The 19,763-nt window shown below is 36.3% G+C and carries 14 protein-coding genes; 6 read left to right on the top strand and 8 right to left on the bottom strand.

Features of this window, described 5'->3' with window-relative positions; genetic code table 11:
- Positions 1-118: 118 nt before the first annotated feature.
- Both EA365_09790 and EA365_09795 read right to left on the bottom strand, forming a co-directional pair.
- Positions 119-2,008, bottom strand: coding sequence for a sodium:proton antiporter (locus EA365_09790; GenBank protein TVQ44592.1), 1,890 nt, complete (start codon positions 2,006-2,008; stop codon positions 119-121).
- A gap of 298 nt (positions 2,009-2,306) precedes the next feature.
- Positions 2,307-5,480 carry a hypothetical protein gene (locus tag EA365_09795; GenBank protein ID TVQ44593.1) on the bottom strand — a complete coding sequence of 1,058 codons (3,174 nt, stop codon included), beginning with the start codon at positions 5,478-5,480 and terminating at the stop codon, positions 2,307-2,309.
- Between the two features lie 341 nt (positions 5,481-5,821).
- Here EA365_09795 and EA365_09800 point away from each other — a divergent pair, with 341 nt between their 5' ends.
- Positions 5,822-7,438 carry a glycosyltransferase family 39 protein gene (locus EA365_09800; GenBank protein TVQ44594.1) on the top strand — a complete coding sequence of 539 codons (1,617 nt, stop codon included), beginning with the start codon at positions 5,822-5,824 and terminating at the stop codon, positions 7,436-7,438.
- A 73-nt stretch (positions 7,439-7,511) separates the two neighbouring features.
- On the opposite strand, the gene EA365_09805 is transcribed toward EA365_09800, so the two are convergent.
- Positions 7,512-7,919 (bottom strand): AbrB family transcriptional regulator, encoded by a 408-nt coding sequence (locus EA365_09805; protein ID TVQ44595.1) that lies wholly within the window; start codon positions 7,917-7,919, stop codon positions 7,512-7,514.
- 184 nt (positions 7,920-8,103) lie between these two features.
- On the opposite strand from EA365_09805, the gene EA365_09810 reads away from it, so the two are divergent.
- Both EA365_09810 and EA365_09815 read left to right on the top strand, forming a co-directional pair.
- Positions 8,104-8,547: an RrF2 family transcriptional regulator gene (locus tag EA365_09810; protein TVQ44596.1), complete on the top strand. Its 444-nt coding sequence runs from the start codon at positions 8,104-8,106 to the stop codon at positions 8,545-8,547.
- A gap of 8 nt (positions 8,548-8,555) precedes the next feature.
- Positions 8,556-8,933, top strand: coding sequence for a GFA family protein (locus tag EA365_09815; protein TVQ44597.1), 378 nt, complete (start codon positions 8,556-8,558; stop codon positions 8,931-8,933).
- Positions 8,934-8,944: 11 nt separating this feature from the next.
- Here EA365_09815 and EA365_09820 read toward each other — a convergent pair whose 3' ends face one another.
- From EA365_09820 to proS, 4 genes are all read right to left on the bottom strand, one after another.
- Positions 8,945-11,908, bottom strand: a complete 2,964-nt coding sequence (locus EA365_09820) for a UPF0182 family protein (protein ID TVQ44598.1) — start codon at positions 11,906-11,908, stop codon at positions 8,945-8,947.
- 53 nt (positions 11,909-11,961) lie between these two features.
- Complete coding sequence (msrA, locus tag EA365_09825; protein TVQ44599.1) at positions 11,962-12,498, bottom strand: peptide-methionine (S)-S-oxide reductase; 537 nt, start codon at positions 12,496-12,498, stop codon at positions 11,962-11,964.
- Positions 12,499-12,511: 13 nt separating this feature from the next.
- A complete protein-coding gene (locus tag EA365_09830) occupies positions 12,512-13,291 on the bottom strand; it encodes an SDR family oxidoreductase (GenBank protein ID TVQ44600.1) in 780 nt (259 codons plus the stop codon).
- A 235-nt stretch (positions 13,292-13,526) separates the two neighbouring features.
- Positions 13,527-15,329, bottom strand: a complete 1,803-nt coding sequence (gene proS / locus EA365_09835) for a proline--tRNA ligase (protein TVQ44601.1) — start codon at positions 15,327-15,329, stop codon at positions 13,527-13,529.
- A gap of 90 nt (positions 15,330-15,419) precedes the next feature.
- Here proS and EA365_09840 point away from each other — a divergent pair, with 90 nt between their 5' ends.
- Together EA365_09840 and EA365_09845 are read left to right on the top strand one after the other, a co-directional pair.
- The gene (locus tag EA365_09840; GenBank protein TVQ44602.1) at positions 15,420-16,919 is read left to right on the top strand and encodes a hypothetical protein; all 1,500 of its coding nucleotides are present in this window, start codon (positions 15,420-15,422) and stop codon (positions 16,917-16,919) included.
- Positions 16,828-17,688, top strand: coding sequence for a DUF2993 domain-containing protein (locus EA365_09845; GenBank protein ID TVQ44603.1), 861 nt, complete (start codon positions 16,828-16,830; stop codon positions 17,686-17,688). The genes EA365_09840 and EA365_09845 overlap by 92 nt, the downstream gene beginning before the upstream one ends.
- Before the next feature lie 210 nt (positions 17,689-17,898).
- Here EA365_09845 and EA365_09850 read toward each other — a convergent pair whose 3' ends face one another.
- Positions 17,899-18,159, bottom strand: a complete 261-nt coding sequence (locus EA365_09850; protein TVQ44604.1) for a chlororespiratory reduction protein 7 — start codon at positions 18,157-18,159, stop codon at positions 17,899-17,901.
- Positions 18,160-18,185: 26 nt separating this feature from the next.
- Here EA365_09850 and EA365_09855 point away from each other — a divergent pair, with 26 nt between their 5' ends.
- On the top strand, positions 18,186-19,598 hold the full coding sequence (locus EA365_09855) for a YdiU family protein (protein TVQ44605.1): 1,413 nt from the start codon (positions 18,186-18,188) through the stop codon (positions 19,596-19,598).
- Positions 19,599-19,763: the final 165 nt, after the last annotated feature.

Below are 19,763 nucleotides of genomic sequence, written 5' to 3' on the forward strand. Positions count from 1 at the left end.
CTTATATACAGAATCAAGATGAAATAAAATAAGGACGCGATTCATCTCACGCTTATTTGAGAAAATAAAGCTTGAGGCTTCTCGCGGTTAAGCTAAAACCTAACCTCACCATTTGGTATTATTCCCTACCCGGGATAGCTATAGAAACCTCTTCAACCTCGGGTAACTTTTCTAAAGCTAAACGAGAAGACTGATAACCTCCTGAGAGACGTTTGAGTAACTTTGGTCGAGGATCGTGTAAAAGATAGATAATTTCATCACCTGGTAGCCATTGGGTTTCGGCTTTTACCACTTGTAAAGTTTTCTCACGTTTAATCAACAGCGGTAAAAGTTCTTGAGTCCTAATTAAAGCTTCTAGATGTGACTGTTGAAAAGATAAACCCGAATCAGTCAGAATGGTTTTGACTAATTTTACTTGTCCTTCATCGAGATATTTAGTCCAGGTTTTGAGAGGTACTTCAGCAATAAAAGCGGGATTTACCTTACTATGAGAGGGAATCTCTGATTGATTAGCAAAAATAGCTAAGACTCTAGGAGGGTTAAACTCTTCGATCGCGTGACGAGCTAATAAAAAATTCACCTCACCATTTTTGGTTGCAGCTAAAAAAGTCCCCATGGATTGTATTCCCGCTTCTTCTAAAACTTCGGGTTTAAGGGCGCTGCTTTGATATACAGGTAGATTTTCAGCCCTAGCTTGATCGCAGTATTCAGGGTTAGTATCAATTAAGACTACTGATTCTCCTTGCTCTTGGAATAAACGCCCTAATAAACGACCTAAAGGATTACAACCAATAATTACTGCACCTGTAGCTTTTGAGGAAGTGATACCCAATCCCTGAGCTAACCAACGCGCTGTTAACCCTTGGATAAATACTGTCATTAAAATAGTCAGAAAGACTAAAGCTTTAATCGCTTCTCCACCACTGATACCACTACTAGTTAATAAAATAGCAAATAGAGAAGCTACCGAAGCTGAAACAATTCCCCGAGGAGCAACCCAAGCGACAAACATTTTTTCTCGCCAATTTAAATCGCTATTCCAGGTACACACAACGACACTGATTGGTCTAACTATAAACATCAAAGTCATCACTGTCAAGACGCTACCCCAACCGAGAGCAAAAACACTAGCGATGGATAAATCAGCAGCTAAGAGAATAAATAATACCGATACACATAAAACCGTCAATTGACTTTTGAAGCGTTTAATCAGTCTTTCTTCGGGAAGTGAGGAAGCTTTGAGGACAATTCCTGCTATTACTGTAGCCATTAATCCTGATTCACCGCGAATGCTTTGAGCTAGACAAAATGTCCCCCATACTCCCGCTAAAACTAATAAGTTTTTTAAATCTTCTGAGATAAAATTAGATCGTTTGAGAATCAACGCCATTAACCAACCACAAGCACCCCCAATAGCTGCACCAATACCAAGACGTAGAATCAAACCCGTCATGATTTCCAGGGGAACTGCGGTACTATTAATTATAGTGTCTAGTACTACCACGGCGAGAATTGCTCCAACTGGATCAATTAATACTCCTTCTCCTTCTAAAAGTGTGGCTACTTTGCGATCTACTGATACCTGTTTTAACAGTGGTCCTACTACTGTAGGTCCTGTAACTACTACCAAGGAAGCAAAGAGAAAAGCGATCGACCAAGGAAATTCTCCTAACCAGTGAGCCGCCATTCCACCACCAATAAAGGTGATTAAAGTACCGATAGTAACTAAGTTCCGTAAACTACCTGAGACTCTCCCTAAATCCCGTAAATCTAAACTGAGTCCTCCTTCAAAGAGGATGATAGCTACGGAAAGTGCTACTAGTACTTCTAAGCCGATACCTAATTCAGAAGGATGTAAGAGATTGAGAGCATCTCTACCTAAGAAAATACCTAGTAGCAATAAAAAAACGATACTAGGAACTTTAAGATATTCAGCTAAAACTTGAGCACTAATACCTGTAAGGACTGCAATAACGATTTGTAGGGTGAGTTGAAATGATCCTTCCATAAGTTTATTGGTGTTAAGTTACAGGTGTCTGGCTTTGAGTTTTTTAACCTATGTTAGCATTTTCTCCCCTACCCTTCCCTTGTCTGGTTGTTTAGATAGGTGTTAGGTGTGCTGTATTACTTAGTGTTAACCAAATTTTCGCAGCTTTTTGACGATTATTAGCTTTTTCATAGGCTAGAGCTGCTTTAGTCAGATAATCTCTATCGTTGATAGTTTGAGCTAAATTGAACCAAATTTCAGCCGCTTCTAACCATTTTTCTGGACGATTTTGTTGTTCACAAGTATTGGCTAACTTATCCTATTCTTGGATCTGACGCCGGCAAAACTCTGCATCATTCCAGGCTGCTACTCTCTCGTAATTCCTAGCTGCTTTTGACCATTCCCCTAATTGTTCCCAAGCTCTACCTGCATCAAAGTATAATCTCTGTTCTTCACAAATACTAGCTACTTTTGCCCACTCTTCTAAATTTGTCCAACATTTTTTGGCATTGTCTAAACATTTTGCGCGCTCAAATAACTCGGCTTCGCCTAATCTTTCCCAAATTTTAGCAGCTTCCTTCCATTCTGCTTGTTTTTCATAGAGTTTAGCCAATTGATACCATTGCCTAGAGGCTTTATATAATTCTAGAGCTTTAGTCCAGCTTTCTCCCTGATCATAGGCTAGAGCTGCTTTGGCTGAGTATCCTAGATTCTCCCAAGTTTGTCCTGCTAGACGTTGATACATCAGGGCTACTTTATAGGTATCGGGTACTCGTTGCCAGTATTGGATGGCTTCTAACCAATGTTCTCCTTTTTCGCAAACTTGAGCGGCTTTTACGGTTTGATTACTTTCTTGATAAGCTCTAGCTGCTTCTCTCCATTTACCCTGATGTTCACAAGCGATCGCCACTTTTGACCATTCCTGTAATTCTCTAGCACATCTTTCTACATCTGACCATCTTTCTAAATTTTCATAAATAACTAAGGCTTCTTGATAATTAGGTACTTTTTCCCAAGTTATAGCTGCTTTTAGGGTTTGATTACTTTCTTGATAAGCTCTAGCTGCTTCTCTCCATTTACCCTGATGTTCACAAGCGATCGCTACTTTTGACCATTCTTGTAATTGTTGCCAACAAATCTCCGCTTTATCCCAAGCTAGGGCTTGTTCATAACAATTAGCGGCTTTGGCTATTTGATTACTTTCTTGATAAGCTACAGCTGCTTCTCTCCATTTACCCTGATGTTCACAGGCGATCGCTACTTTCGACCATTCTAGCAATTCTCTAGCACATCTTTCCATGTCTGACCATCTTGCTAAACTTTCATAAATAACTAATGCTTCTTGATAATTAGGTACTTTTTCCCAAGTTATAGCTGCTTTTAGTAGTTCATTTTCTGCTGTCCAAATTTGGGCAATTTGTGTATAGTTATTGATTTCTTCCAAAATAGAAATGGCTTCAGTAATATCTTGATTTTTTAAGTAAATATCTGCTGCTTGTTGTTTATATCCTTGGGAATACTGATATTTTGCTTCCATTTCCTCAGCTTCTTTATACCATTCTCCCCTTTGATAGTTTTCTTTAGCTTGGAGATAAGCACCTTGTCTAGCTAAATCTTCAGCTGATTTGCGCCAATCTTCGCGAGTAATATTGGGATTAAAAAACTCTTCTAGATCTAATTTATTTTCAGAAAAGGTTAAATAATCTTGTAGTTCTGCTCTTTGCCAAAATGACAATTCTGTTGCTTCGTAAAAGTAGAGTTTTTCTCTCGCACGAGTTGCACAAACATAGAGACAATTATTTTTAAAGGCTGTCAATTCTCTAGGATTTTGTTGCCAACCATCAAACCTAGAAAAGAAGTTCCAGACTAACACCTCATTATATTCTAAACCTTTTACTTCGGTTATAGTTAAAATTCTTTGGGTGTCAAATTGCGCTTTTAATTGTTGTTTATCTTCTTCATTAACGGTAATAATTACACTATTAGGACCAAAGATATTTTTACCTTCTAATAATTCTTTATCACTAATATTCCTAATAATTAATGGTTTTTTGCCACCTTTTTTAAAAGCTTTTTGATTTGGAAAATCAGTCAATAATTGATTACTAAAATTGACAATTGCTTCAGTAGAACGAAAGTTATAGGAGAGTTGACGAGGTTGATCAAATTGTTTATGAAAATCTTTCCAAGTGTGAGTCTGACCATAATTATGATGCAAAATATCTTTAACTTTTCTCCAACTAAAACCACTAGGGTTAATAATTTGTGCAGTATCTCCAGTAAACAGAAATTGAGCGAATGAATGAAACTCACCTTCTACGGGAGGACGAAGCAATTTTAATAACAAGTGAATTTGAATTGCGGTTAAGTCCTGAACTTCATCACAATAGAGAAAGTCATAGAGATATTCTCCTTTATTTAATCTTCTGATCAGGTTATGGGTTGAATCGATTTCATCCCAATATTCTTGATTTTTTAACCAATCTTGATATTGAGATGCTAAATTATATAATTGCCTTTGATGGTGGGGATAATGATGATTAAGTTGTTGATATTCTTCCCAAGTAATTAAACCGTTTTCTGTTTCACTTGCTGAGAGAGAACCTTTAATATGATAACGAATCTCTTCCCATAAATAAATCGGATCTATACCATTTAAAATAGGGAAATGAGGTTTACAAAATTCGGCAATAAATCGCTGCTGGTTGATTCTTTTTTGGGGATTAAATTTTTCTCGATCGAGTCCCAATCTATCCTCTAAGTTATGATAATCTAGTAATTCTAAATTTGGTAATTCTTCAAAATCAAAAATCTGCTGAATTATTTCCTTTGTATATTCTTTAAGAAAACTATTATAAGTTATATAAACAACTTTTTGAGCCGTTGAATCAATTTGAGTTTCGATACTTTTAGCAATAGCGTGATAAAGAGCAATAGTTGTTTTACCACTTCCTGCACTTCCTGCTAAAAAAATTGGTAAATTAGTGTTAACCAGGTTATATTGTTCCTGTGCTAGAGATAAATAAGGATTGATCTTAGTTTCATGGATGAGGGAATAGAGATAAAAATAATTTTCTATACTGTTTTCGAGCAAAGATTCTAAGTTTTCTGAGTTTTCTGAGTCTTCCCAAAGTCCAGATAAATCAAGCTTTTCAAGGTTATTAGCTTCTATGGGTTCGGTTTGTTCAAGATCTAGTATTGTATAAACCCCTTCGCTATTACGATAATAACGACCTTGATCCATGGTAGTGTGGGATACAAAATCGAGAATCCGCAACTCTAGCTCTGGATTTCTCAAGAGACAAGCAATAATGCGATCGCCGAGGTTATAGCGAATTCTGATGAAGTTGTTTTCTCCATGTAGTTTTCTAACTTGATTACTGGCTAAGTCTCTATTCATGTACCTACTTATGATACCCAGAAACTTACTTTTTGTTTTAAAGTCCAGAGATTCTAGTTTTGTTTGAGCGTATCGTGAAATAGTGATTAACATAATCAGTGACCTAGCCTATTAATTTGAGGACAAGAAAATTCTTCCTATTACTTAACAATTCCCAACGAATACAGACAAATAACTGATTGTTAAGAAAACTTTACATGTGTAGTGGTAATATTCTGATAGGTAGTCTCGGCTCTCTCGGCATTATGGGGTTAATTGTATTTAAAGTTACATTTTCTTGCCTATTGCCTATAAACGATAAGTGAAAGCTTATCACCATAGATACGGGAGAGCCGTTACTGATTGAGATTGGGTGTCGGGTGTGAGAATGAGTCTTTTTTGTTAAATTTTGAGACAATGAAAGAAAGGGTAAATTGCCACAATATGATAAATCGATGAATCGTCAAACTTTTGCTTCCTATCCTTCTCGTAAATTGTTGCGAGAGGAGTTTTGGTTAGATTTTCTGTGTTTCTCTGGCTTGTTTCTAGCTGCTGCGTTGTTATTTTTAGTCAATCTGGATTCGTTACCCCTGCGGGATTGGGATGAAGGTATTATCGCACAAGTAGCTAAGGAAATTTATCAAGCCCCTCCTGATTCTCATCGTTGGATTTTTCCGACTTTATGGGGGGAGTTTTATTTTAATAAACCTCCTTTGTTACATAATCTGATTGCTCTTTTCTATTCTCTGGGGGGAGTGAATGAGTCGATGAGTCGTTTACCTGGTGCTTTGTTAACGGCTATTTCTGTACCTTTATTGTATGCTTTAGGTAGAGAGATTTTCCCTTATCGTCGCCCTGCTATTTTTTCGGCTTTGGTTTATTTAACTTTACTTCCTGTGGTGCGTCATGGACGTTTAGCCATGCTGGATGGGACGATTCTTTTTTTGGAAATTTTACTATTTTGGACGGTTTTACGCTCTCGTCGCGATTTACGCTGGACTTTGGGGGTTGGTTTCTCTTTGGGGTTGATTTTTTTAACCAAGGGGATGTTAGCTGTACTTTTGGGGGCGATCGCTTTCCTCTTTTTACTTTGGGATACTCCACGGATTTTATCTTCTTTTTATCTGTGGATTGGTCTATTTTTGGGGAGTTTACCTGCTTTAGCTTGGTACACTGCACAATTTTATTTTTATGGGACTGTTTTTGCTGAACATAATTTACAGTCACAATTTTTGGAGCGGATTTATACTGAGAAGGAGGGCAATACTGGTCCAATTTGGTATTATTTTTGGGAAATAGTTAAATATTCTTTGCCTTATTTTGTCTTCTTTTTAGCGGGATTGCGTTTGAGTTGGCAAAATCGTAATTGGAGTTGGGCTAAGTTTATTCTGGTGTGGAGTTTTTGCTATTTTGTGATAGTTTCTTTGATGGTTACTAAACTCCCTTGGTATATTTTACCAATTTATCCTGCTTTGGCTTTGGCTGCTGGAGTAAAATTAGACCAACTTTACAATTTACCTGAGTTTTCTAATTATTCTCGGCTTTGGAAAATTCTATTTAGTTTTATTGCTTTTGTAGCTAGTTTTGGGGCTATTTACTTTGCTTTTTTCAGCAACAATCCCGAAGAACAGTTTTTAGCTATTATTTGTTTAGCGATCGCTCTGACTATGGGTACTGTTGCTATTTTACTCATTAAGAGACAACGACAATTTATTGCTGTTTTGTTTTGGGGAATGTATATATCTTTGTTGTTGTTTGTTAATTCTTTTTTATGGAATTGGGAACTGAATGAAGCTTATCAAGTTAAACCCGTTGCAGAGATGATTAGAGAAGCCCAAGTTTCGGAATCTGCATCTATTTATACTTCTTTTCCTTATGAGAGACCTTCTCTTAATTTCTATAGCAATCATCGAATTATTCCCATAGAAATGGAAGCATTACCTTACCTTTGGTCTAATGCTGAATCTATCTATCTTCTCATCGACTCAGAAACCAAAGAACAATTATCTCTAACTGATGCTAAGTTAATTGCTCAAGTAGATGATTGGCTGTTGATTAGGAAAAATAATTAACCAGTAACAAGAAATGCTCCGTTAGTCACACGGAGCTTGAGGAGGTTTTAGGGAATTAATGTTGAGATTCCCTTTAGGAAGCTTCATCTACTGGGTAATCTTCATCCTCTAAATCAATTTGCTTGAGATGAATATGTTTTCTTCCCAAACTAATCTCAAATTCATCTCCTGGTTGTAAGCCCATTTTTTTGGTATAAGCTGAGCCAATGAGGAGATTTCCGTTAGACTGTACACTAATCCGATAATTAGCTGATCTACCGCCACGTCCTTTCCCTTCTGAAGTGCTATCTAACTCAATACCTTCTGCATCAATTAAAGCATTGAGAAACTTCATCATGTTAACTCTTTCGACGTTATTTTTAGTGAGGGTATAGTAACCACACTCTCTAGCTTTTTCTTCTTTGCTCAGATTTCCTAGTTCTTTTACCTTGTCGAGTAACTCCACTCCTGTTAAAGGGGTTGGTTGGTTCTTTTTAGTCATTAACTTACATCGAAAACTAATATGTACTGTTAGGCTGGTTACATTGTGAAGTAAATAGCCAAGAAACGAAGAGGTTGTTAGATACCTCTCAAAATTATTATACACTTAAAAAAGAAAATGAAATAATTTTTTTGGGTTTAACAGAAAATATCTTTACAGAAAAACTAGTTAATAACTGCTAAAAATGAAGCTAACAACAAGAGGTCATTATAGTCTAAAAGCATTGCTAGATCTGAGTTTACAATTAAACTATGGTCCTAGTTCTGTCAAAGCGATCGCGCAAAGACAAGATTTACCTGCTCCTTATTTAGAAAAATTGTTAATTTCTTTACGACAAGCGGGTATAGTTCGTTCGATTAGGGGTGTTCAAGGAGGTTATCAATTAGCGCATCAACCTAGTCAAATTTCTTTAGGACAGATTTTAGAAGCGGTGGGAGAAAATTTAGAGTATCTTAATAAATATGAGGTTGATACAGATTGTGTCGAAGATTGGGTTACTTTTACTGTCTGGAAACAATTGCAGTCAAAACTTAAACAGGTTTTGTCTAATATTACCTTAGCTGATTTATATTATGATGCTCGCAGTTGGCAAGCAGCACAAGGACAGGAATCTAATTTTATCATCTAACTAAAAATATGAGTGAATATCAAATTTATCAAGGTGGTTGTCATTGTGGAGCGATTAGATTTGAAATTAGGATCAATCAATACGTAGGTTACGATTGCAATTGCTCTATCTGTCGTAAAAAGGGTTTTTTGCATCTAATTATACCCCCGGAACAATTTAAACTAATTAGTGGTGAAGATGATTTAACTATCTATAGTTTTAATACGGAAGTTGCTCAACACAAATTTTGTCGAATTTGCGGTATCCATGCTTTTTACACTCCTCGTTCTCACCCTGATCAGATTGATGTTAATATTCGTTGTTTAGATGGTGATAGTCTCTCTTTATTTACCATAGAGTCTTTTGATGGGGCTAATTGGGAAAAAAATGTCGATAAGATTCAATGAGCGATCAGGGTTTACAACTCAATCTCGATATCTGGGGGAATTTCATCGATTGGTCTAATAATGGGGGTTTCTGCAGAAGGATCAGATTGAAATAACGCTTCTAAACCCTTTTCCAAACTGTCTGCCATGACAATCTGGTTTTGATAGACTAAAACTACTCTAATTAAAGTAGGTATGCTGTTAATGGTAGCCTCTAGATAGATTGGTTCAACGTATAAGAGAGATTCTTCAATAGGAATAACGAGCAGATTTCCGAGAATAACCCTTGACGCTTGACGATTCCACAGAGAAATCTGTTGAGAAATAATCGGATCTTGATTTATTCTCGCTTCTACCTGTTCGACTCCAAATACCAGTCGTTCTCTTGGCATCAAGTATAGTGAAGCTTTACCATAATCATCTCCATCAGAAAAACCAAATAACAAAGCAATCAAATTATTTCTGCTGTTGGGGGTATAAACATGAGCTAAAATAAATCCCTCCTCAGTAGCAGTAGGTAATTTAATAATCAGATAATATGGCTCTACCTCTTGAGTTTCTGAACCATAAATTTCTAAGGGGATACGCCACAAATCCTCGCGATTGTAGAAGACTTGAGGATCGAGCATATGATAGGTTAATAAACGTTCTGATTGAGTAGTAAATAAATCTTGGGGATAGCGTATATGAGCTTGTAGGTTTTCAGGCATATCTATTAAAGGATGGAAAACATCCCCGAAGATTTTCGCCCAAGTCTTAATAATGGGATCGTTAGGATCTGCTATATAGAACTGTACATCACCATGATAAGCATCGGCTATTATTTTGACGGAATTGCGAATATAGTTAAACTTGTTTTCCCCTGGATCGGAATAGGGATAATGAGGACTAGTGGTATAAGCATCCATGATCCAGTGTAAATAATTCTCAGATCCTCCCTGTTGGACATCACCTGCATCAGCTACTACTAGATAAGGGTTTTGATCATAACGTAAAAAAGGTGCTATTGTGCGTAATCTTACATTAATATTGCGTCTGAATAATAATTTAGTTTCAGGGATAAAATTCTCTGTAAATAGCATTTGCCAATCTCTGAGATAGACAGCAAAAACTAAGCGTCGCCAATAAGGACCAATATTAATTCCTCCCGTACCATCATAGACGTTATAAACGTTTTCTTGTCCACTAGGATAATCAAACTCTTGGACTTTAGTAGGAGTCATTACATAAGTATCTGTTATCTCACCGTAGTAAATTCTGGGTTTACCGATGGGAATAGTTTCTGCGATTAATTCACTAGAAATAGTTAATGCTTGTTCTGTTGTTCCTGTACCAATATCTCTGACAAAATAATAGGGTAAACCTCCTTCGTCAACTTGATTAACAGGAGAGAGAGTAAAACCAAAACCATGAGTAAAAACTAGATGTTCATTAACCCAGGTTTGTGCTTGTTCAGGTACTCCATTATAATCTAATTCCCTAGCTGAAATAATTACTTGTTGTTTGATTAAGCCTGTTGTTTCAGCACTTATCGGCTCTCTAATATTATATCTATCAATATCAGCATCATAAAATTTATAATAGGGTCTAATTAATTGTAATTGTCTATTGGTTTGCAGTAATGGTCTAGTATCCCAAAGTCTTATATTGCTAATAGTTAAGGGGTTGTTATCAATTACTTCTTGATTTAATTCTCCTTTAGGATCAAAGGTATAGACATCAATTTTATCTAAGTTAAATCCTTGTCGAGTGTCATCAATATTGCGTACTAAATAAGGTTTTTCTCTAGCTAGTTCATTAGGTTGGACTACTAAATTTTGAACTAGGAAAATAGTAATAAATCCAACAATTAAAATAGTCAAATAGACATAAAAGGGAACGAGAGAAAAGGGTATTTTATATAATCTTCTACCCATTCTCTGTTTTCTTCCTGTGAATTGAGTTAAACTCGGGTTATATTTACCTGCACCAGTAGAAGCTTTCCAAAATAACCAAAGACTAATACCAGTAGCGACTATACTTAAAATCGTTTCTAAGGGTAATTGAACGGTTATATCTGTATAACTAGCACCATAAACTACGCCTCTTTCTGAGTATAATAAATCGTATCTTTGAAACCAATGACGCCAAGCTAAAATTAGGAACATTGCACCTAATAAACTATAAATATGGCGTAATTGAGAACGGGAAAAACCAGGAAATTTACCTTGAGATAGACTCTTATCTGAGAGTAAATAAATAATGGTTATACTAATTAAAGTATATAAAAATAAGCCACCTAACCAAAAGTCTAACAGTCGATAACCAGGTACTTTAAATACATAGAAAGATAGGTCATGATTAAAAACGGGATCTACTTGATTAAATTCAGTAGCAGCTAACCATTGTAAAATTACTGTCCAGTTTCCCGCTATAACTGCACCTAAGACTAAACTAAGAGCAAAACCAATAGTTTTTAAAACATATTCGGGACTTTTAAAAATAACAACTAGAGTAGTAATTAGGATAAGTAATTGCCAAAGATGGTTATAAATTTGTGAGAAGATTATCTGTAAATATCTGATTGTGAAGGGTGATGGTAAAGTTGGAGTTACTTTGGGTAGGGTATAATCTACTTGCCAACTTGAATAGGCTAATTGACCGTAGTAATATACTAAAGAGCATAAAACTAGAGCTAAACTTAAGGTAATGGGGAAAAGAATGTTAAACTTTAAAGAGTAGGAATGAGGTTGATTAGCTTTGGTCTTGTTATTAGTTGACCATTTAATATTTTTAGCTATATTTAAATTAAGATTAATAAAAATTAAAGAAATGAAAAATATCAATACCCCTGCAATAAATTGAGTTTGGAGACGTTTAAACATAATGTTTAAATAACCAACCTCTTCAAACCAAAAAACATCCACTATAAAGGTAGCAATCAATTGTATAGTTATAATAATTGCTACAGTAAATAGTAATATTTGCCAAAACTTAAGGCTGATTTTGTCTAACATTTTGCTAGAGGGAGTAGTATTTCTCAGGGCGCATTAAGCACCCCTATATGATACTAGGCTAACATTTTTTCAGGAAAATATTTTTTCAGTTTGGAGAGTTTGGGAGGGATACTAAATAGACAATAGGGTTGATAGGGATTGCGATTAAAGTAGTTTTGGTGATATTCTTCAGCTCGATAATAATCCCCTAATTGCTGTAACTCAGTGACAATAGGGTTAGGGAAAGTTTTAGCTGTATCTAATCTCTCTATAACTGCTTTCGCGGTTTGTAGTTGTTGGGGATTTTCCCACAGGATAATTGAGCGATATTGTGTACCGACATCATTTCCTTGTCTATTTAAGGTAGTAGGATCGTGACTGACGACAAAAAAGATTTCCAGGATTTCTTCTAGAGCAATTTTCTCTGTATCAAAGGTTATTTTAACTACTTCTGCGTGTCCTGTTTTTCCTGAACAAACCTGGTTATAGTTAGGGTTTTTGGTATTTCCACCCGCGTAACCAGACTCAACCGCGCTGACACCTTGGACGTTTTGAAAGACGGATTCAACGCACCAAAAACAGCCACCACCTAAAACGATTGTTTCTAACATATCTTGAATAATCCTAATTGCTTCTAAATTGTTTTTCTACTAAATTTACCAGAGTTTCTCTCGGGAAAAAGCGGGGTAAATTAACGATGACTTGATTAGCTAATCCTCCTGTAACTACGGTAGGTTGATCCTTTTCCAGAGCTTGGAGAGCTTCTTTTACTACCTGTATAGCTGAAGCAGCTTTCGATGGGGAGTTACTATTGGATTTGGGGAACTCAGCTACTTGAGAAAAGTTGGATTCCGTTGGTCCTGGACATACTGCCATAATCTTAACACCAGAAGTGCGATTTTCTGCCCAGAGAGACTCGCTAAAACTCAAGACAAAAGCTTTTGTCGCAGCGTAAGTAGAGAGATAGGGTAGGGGTTGGAATCCTGCGATGGAGGATATATTCAGAATTGCTCCTCGTTGACGTTGCTGCATTTCTCCTAGGAAAAGATAGGTTAACTCCACTAAAGCGGTTATATTCAGTTGAATCATTTCTAGTTGTTTAGCTAGCTTTCTATCAGCAAAAGCGCCATAGTCACCGAAACCCGCGTTATTGATTAGTAAGTCAATCTCAATCCCTAAGTCGGAAACTCTTTGATATAGTTGCTGACAAGCACCAGGTGCGGTTAAATCTAGGGGTATTACCTCTACTTTAATTTGTTTTTGGTCTTGTAGTTGTTTAGCCAACTCTTGTAACTTATCTGCGGAACGAGCTACAAGCACAAGGTTAGTTTTACGGGAGGCTAACTCTTGAGCGAAAGCTTCACCAATTCCTTGAGAAGCTCCTGTGATTAAGGCGTTGTTCATCTGCTCAACGGGTAATTATTAACTATTGTTAACTATTGTAACAAATAATTAAGATACACACGCCCTAAAATAACCATAAGAAATAGTAGTGCGCGTTGTAGTTAGGACATTTTAAAGTTATGAAACCCAGTGCTAACTACTCTTGCAAGAGTGCCTTAAAAGTAGTATTATATCATACCCAGAAGCTCCCATCTCCCCATACTCCCCTCTCTTCCCTCTTCTAGAGCGCTACGCGCTATAACTCCTGTGATAAATAATTAACCAGGGTAGTAGTTAACTCCTCAAGGGAAATCAACTCAGATGCTCCTGTAGCTCGTTTGACTAGTTCTACTTTACCCTCTTTGAGCGATCGCCCTGTAACTACACGATAAGGAATACCGATTAAATCTGCATCTTTAAACTTAACTCCCGCTCTTTCATCGCGATCGTCTAGAATAGTTTCGATACCTTTTTGGGTTAACTCTTGGTAGATTTGGGTAGCTATGGCGACTTGCTCGGTATCTCCAGTATTAGGAATAACTACGATTACTTGATAAGGAGCAATACTAACGGGCCAAATCATACCATTTTTATCGTGATTTTGCTCTACTGCGGCTTGAGCTAGACGTGATACCCCAATACCATAACATCCCATCACTAAAGGTATCTCTTCTCCCTCTTCGTTGGTATAGGTAGCACCCATTGCTTGAGAATATTTATTCCCTAATTGAAAAATGTGTCCAACTTCTATTCCTCTAGCGCTGAGTAAAACTTGTTGGGAGTCATTAGAGAGGATATCTCCTGGTTTAGCTTTTCTGACATTAACTACTTTCTCAGGTAGGGTAAACTCTTTACCCCAATTAGCCCCTACTCCGTGGTAACCTTTTTGATTAGTTCCTGTTACAAAATTGGTTAATTTAACCGCGGTTTCATCCACAAAACAAATAAACTCTGAGGCTATCTCAGGATGACTAACCAGATAATCATTACTCAGATTAGGGGCTAAATATCCCCAAGATAAGGGTTTACTCGCCCATCTATGGGCTGTTTCTGCTTCGGCTACTTTGAGGGATAAGAGGGTATTAGCTTGATATTGGGGTGCTAGTTTAGTTAACTCATTCTGTAGCTTGACTTCGTTAATTTCTTGATCTCCGCGAATATTCACTAAAACTAGGGCTAAAATTCCTGAGTCGTAAACCGCTTCGTAAAGGATATTTTTAACTACGGTTGTAGGGGAACATTGAAAATAATCACAGAGTTTGGCTATGGTTTCAGTATGAGGACTCTCTCTAAGTTCATAATTAGTAAAGGGTGAAGTTTCTGCTACTGGTGGTAAAGAGTTGGCTTTCTCGACGTTAGCTGCATAACTTCCATCTGCTGTATATAAAACTTCGTCTTCTCCCGCTGCTGCTAAAACCATAAATTCTTGTGATCCTGAACCCCCAATCGCCCCAGAATCTGCTTCTACTGCACAAAATTCTAATCCACAACGACTAAAAATATTACGATAGGCTTGATCCATGTCTTGATAGGTTTTTAATAAACTTTCTTGATCGCTATGGAAGGAGTAACCGTCTTTCATGATAAATTCTCTTCCGCGCATTAAACCAAAACGGGGGCGAATTTCATCACGAAATTTACTCTGAATCTGGTATAAATGTATAGGTAGTTGTCGATAGGATTTGATCATGTCTTTGGCGATCGCTGTGATCACCTCTTCGTGAGTGGGGCCTAACCCTAATTCGCGATCCTGTCTATCTTTGAGACTAAACATGATCCCTTCTGCTTTGGTATAGGTATCCCACCTTCCTGATTCTCTCCACAATTCCGCGGGTTGTAGCTGTGGTAGTAAACATTCTGATGCTCCTGTAGCGTTCATTTCTTCCCGAATGATTTGAGAGATTTTTTGCAATACTCGCCACATTAAGGGTAGATAAACATAAACACCGCTACCAATTCTTCTAATATATCCCGCACGCAATAATAACTTATGACTGGTTATTTCTGCTTCTGCTGGTTCTTCCCTTAGTGTGACAAACAGTTTTTGAGATAGTCGCATTGTCTATTTACCTAATTGAGCAAAAATTTTATTATAGTATTCTCTGTACTAATAACTTATAATTGTCGTTAATCTCACCCTACTATTTTAATGTCTTTTGGGAAACTAGAATTATTTTTTACGATTCAAGCTCTATTTTTTCTGGTTATTAGTTGTGTTTTAACTTTTATTTTCGGGATAAGATTTGGACTGGTGACTAGTTTTTTAGTTACTTTGTTTATGTCTGTATTTTTTCGTTACCCTCGTCTGGGTTTATGGTTATTACTACTTTATTTACCTTTTGCTGGTACAGTTGTTTATGCTTTTGATGCTAGTTTTGATGCTAAGGATGGTTATATAGTTTATCATTCTTTTTCCTGGTTGTTACATCTAATTAAAGATTTTTTTTACATTCCTGCTCTATTATATATTGTAATTAATACCAAAATTATTACTAAGTTTTTTAAGCAATATTTAAAATTGGGTTTAGTTATATTTGTGATTATTGCTAGTTGTTTACTAACCTTTTTGTTAGTTAATATTCCTGAAAATACAGTCTTAATGGGTTTAGTAGGATTAAAAGTTTTTTTAGGTTATATTCCCTTAATATTGTGTGGTTATTATTTAATTCGCAATACTGATGATTTATTGATTGTAAGTCGTTTACATATTAGTTTAATAATTATTTGTTGTCTTCTAGGGTTAGTGCAATATCTATTACTGATTAATAATATTTGTCCTGGGAATAGTGATTTATTACCTCCAGCTAATTCTCAACCAAGTTTGCAAGCTAGATGTTTAGTAGGAGGTTCTCTGTTATATAATCCTGAATGGGGATTAATTCGCTTACCTGGAACATTTGTAGCACCTTGGCAATGGGGATGGTTTTTGATTGCTAATAGTTTTTTGGCTTTTGGTGGTTATCTGATTGAGAAGGAGATTAAATGGCGTTGTTTGAGTATAATAGGAATGGTATTATTAATCTTAGCTACTCTAGTTTCTCGTCAAAGAGTAGCGATATTATTGATTCCTCTGATTTTAGTTACTTTATTTTTTTGTACTGGTAAATATCAAAACAAAATTTGGTTAAAATTAGGATTATTTATGCTGATATTCTTGACTTTAGAATACTTTAATCTACCTGAAGAAAGTTTAGCTAATTTTTTAAATAGGTGGGAATATTCTCCCCCACAAGATTTTATTGTTTCTCAATTTCAATGGTTAATAAGACAAGCACCAGGATTATTGGGAAAAGGTTTAGGAACTACAGATAGTGCTGCGCGTCATTGGGGGAGAATTTATCTAGTAGAAATATTTCCTGTAAAAGTTATCTATGAAATAGGTATATTAGGTTGGACTGTTTGGATGATTTTAGTATCTTATATCTCTAGATTAACCTATTTAGCTTATAATTCTGCTCAGATATCAGCTTGGCGATCATGGGGAATGTGTATCTGGTTATTTATCTTGTTAATTAGCTACAACCTTTGGTATTATCCTTTAGTCGTTGATCCAGTTAATGTATATTACTGGTTTTTTATTGGAGTTTTACTTAAATTACCCCAAATTAGAAATAACAATTATGGAAGTAATCACAATTTTTTTAACTAGTTTGATGGCTGTGATTGGTACTGGTGGTATCATTGCTGAAGAAGAAGTAGCTAAAGCGATACGCGATCGCGTTACTGACGTAGAAACTTTAGCAGTCAGGATTGATAATCGACCTATCCACAGACTATTAGGAGGTAAAATAGATAGACTGAGTATAGCTACAAGAGGTTTATTATTAATTCCTGAAGTTAGAATAGATTTATTAGAAATTGAAACAGATCCTATAGACATACCTGATTTTGCTGTAGGAGAAGAAATTATCAGTAGAAGAATTCTTTCTCAACCAATACAATTAGGGATGAGATTAATACTTAAAGAAGATGATTTAAACGAAGCTTTAAGATCCCAGGTAGTAAAATCTTATTTAGAAACTAGAATACCTCAAAGTAGAAATTATCAATTAATCTCTGTTGAAGTCAAACTCAATGAAGATAATAGGTTAGAGATAAATCTAGAGTTATACTCTAAGCCAAAAGAGGAAACGATGAATATTATAGTTAATTTCGGTTTAGCAGTAAAACAAGGTCACCAATTGGAAATTATCGAACCAGTAGCGACTATTAATGAGAGAAGAGTCTCACCAAGATTTCTAGATCGATATATTCAAAATAATCTAGAGGATTTAAATTTACAACGTTTAGATTCAGAAGGAATTATTTCTCGGGTTTTACATTTAGAAGTCGATGAGGATAGTTTAAGTATAGTTACTTTTATTAGGTTAGAAGAATTACCCGAGATTGAAATAAGCAAGAGGGAAAAGGGAAATTAAGAATTAAGAATGAAGAAATAGGGGAGAGTGTGGGGAGATGGGGGAGCAGGAAACATATCATATATAGCGCTACGCGCAGGCACTCAGGTACTCAGGCAAAAGCTAGACTAGTAATGGGTTTCATAATTTGAAAATGTCAAACACCTTAGCTTGTACTGCTATAAAAAAATAATACAGTTCCAACTAAAACGTCAAACCTAATACCTAATTTTACTTTTCTAAACGAACAAGATACCATTGTAGATATTGACCTGGTTCTAAATCAAAATCACAATAATTTTGTAAGAGATGTTGGGCTTTTTCGTAAGTAGAAGAAAACTTATTTAATTCTCTCGGCAAACTTTCGGGATAGTTATTAATCACGGTTTCAAGCTTTAACAACAACTCCTCTGAGGTGAGAAATTGTTCAGGTAACCCAGTTTCTAGGACAACGTAAGTGTCATCTTCTTGGTACATTATAGAATCAGGCATATTTTTTAATCTAAAATAAATTCATCATGACAACATCAGAATCTAACCCCTGGTTAAATTTAAATTACGAAACCGCCTTGGAAAACTTGGGAGAGGAATATTTTGATGTAGTCAAAGCTGCACAATTTCCTACTCATATCTTACGTTTCCGCAACGATCGCCTGTTACCAAGGTTAGGATTAAAACCAGAAGAAGTAAGCGATCGCGATTTTAGCGAAGCCTTTGGCGAATTTAGGGGGGTACGTCCTTTTTTAGCCTTAAGGTATCACGGCTATCAATTTGGCTATTATAACCCTTATTTAGGAGATGGTAGAGGATTTATTTATGGACAAATCCGCGGGAGAGATGGACGTCTTTACGATTTAGGAACAAAAGGATCTGGTACTACGCCATATTCTCGTAATGCTGATGGCAGATTAACCCTCAAAGGAGGAGTCAGAGAAGTATTAGCCGCGGAAGCTTTATGGCAATTGGGCGTAAATAGCTCAGCTTGTTTAAGTTTAATTGAGACGGGAGAGTCTTTATGGCGAGATGACGAACCCTCTCCGACTCGGGCTGCAGTAATGGTACGTTGCAATAATTCACATATACGATTTGGTACATTTGAACGATTACACTATCTCAAACGACCTGACTTAGTGGAGAGATTGCTAGAACACGTAATTGACTATTATTATCCCCATTTAGCAGGAAAAAGCGAGCGCTATGCTTTATTTTATGCTGAATTAGTGGCTAGAGTCGCCAACTTAGCAGCCCAATGGATGGCAGCCGGTTTTTGTCATGGAGTACTCAATACAGATAATATGTCTATTACAGGGGAAAGTTTTGACTATGGACCTTACGCCTTTATTCTCACCTACGATCCTAAATTTACTGCTGCTTATTTTGACTATAGTGGTTTATACAGTTATGGCAATCAACCCTGGATATGTCGTTTAAATTTAGAGAAATTACAGATCCCCTTAAGCTTAGTCATTCCCGTTGCCGATTTAGAAGGAGGTTTAGCACAATTTGATGAACATTATCATAGTGCTTATCGAGCTTTGATGTTAAATAAATTAGGTTTTGCTAGTTTAGACAATCCCGAAGGCAATCTCTTACTAGCAGAAACCATTACTTTACTTAAAGAGTCTGAAGTGGGGTATCATCAGTTTTTTGCTGAATTAGCCCTACAATTTAATTATAGTTGGTCAGAGGCTCCAGATACTATCTTAGAGAACCTTTCCATCAGTGCAAGGAATTTAGAGAGTTGGCGTCAACTATATCAACGTTGTTTACAGCAACAAGACTTAGATACAGTAGGTAAACGTCTGTTAGAAGCTAACCCCCGTACAGCCTTACTCAGACCAATTATTGAGTCTGTATGGGAGGCTATTGCTATAGATGACAACTGGCAACCCTTTCAGGAGTTATTGAGACGGTTACAGAATAAAGATTAAAGCGAATTTGGAGTTAGGGTTTAGGTGGAACGGTGTTAGTCAATACGGCTCTCCCGTACATGCGGTGATAAGCTTTCACAAGAATGGTTATAGGCAAAAGGCATTCATGCACTCATGCAAAAGAGAAGAAAGTGTAACTTTCAATACAATTTACCCCATAGTGCC

Source organism: Gloeocapsa sp. DLM2.Bin57 (genome assembly GCA_007693955.1).
GTDB lineage: Bacteria > Cyanobacteriota > Cyanobacteriia > Cyanobacteriales > Gloeocapsaceae > Gloeocapsa.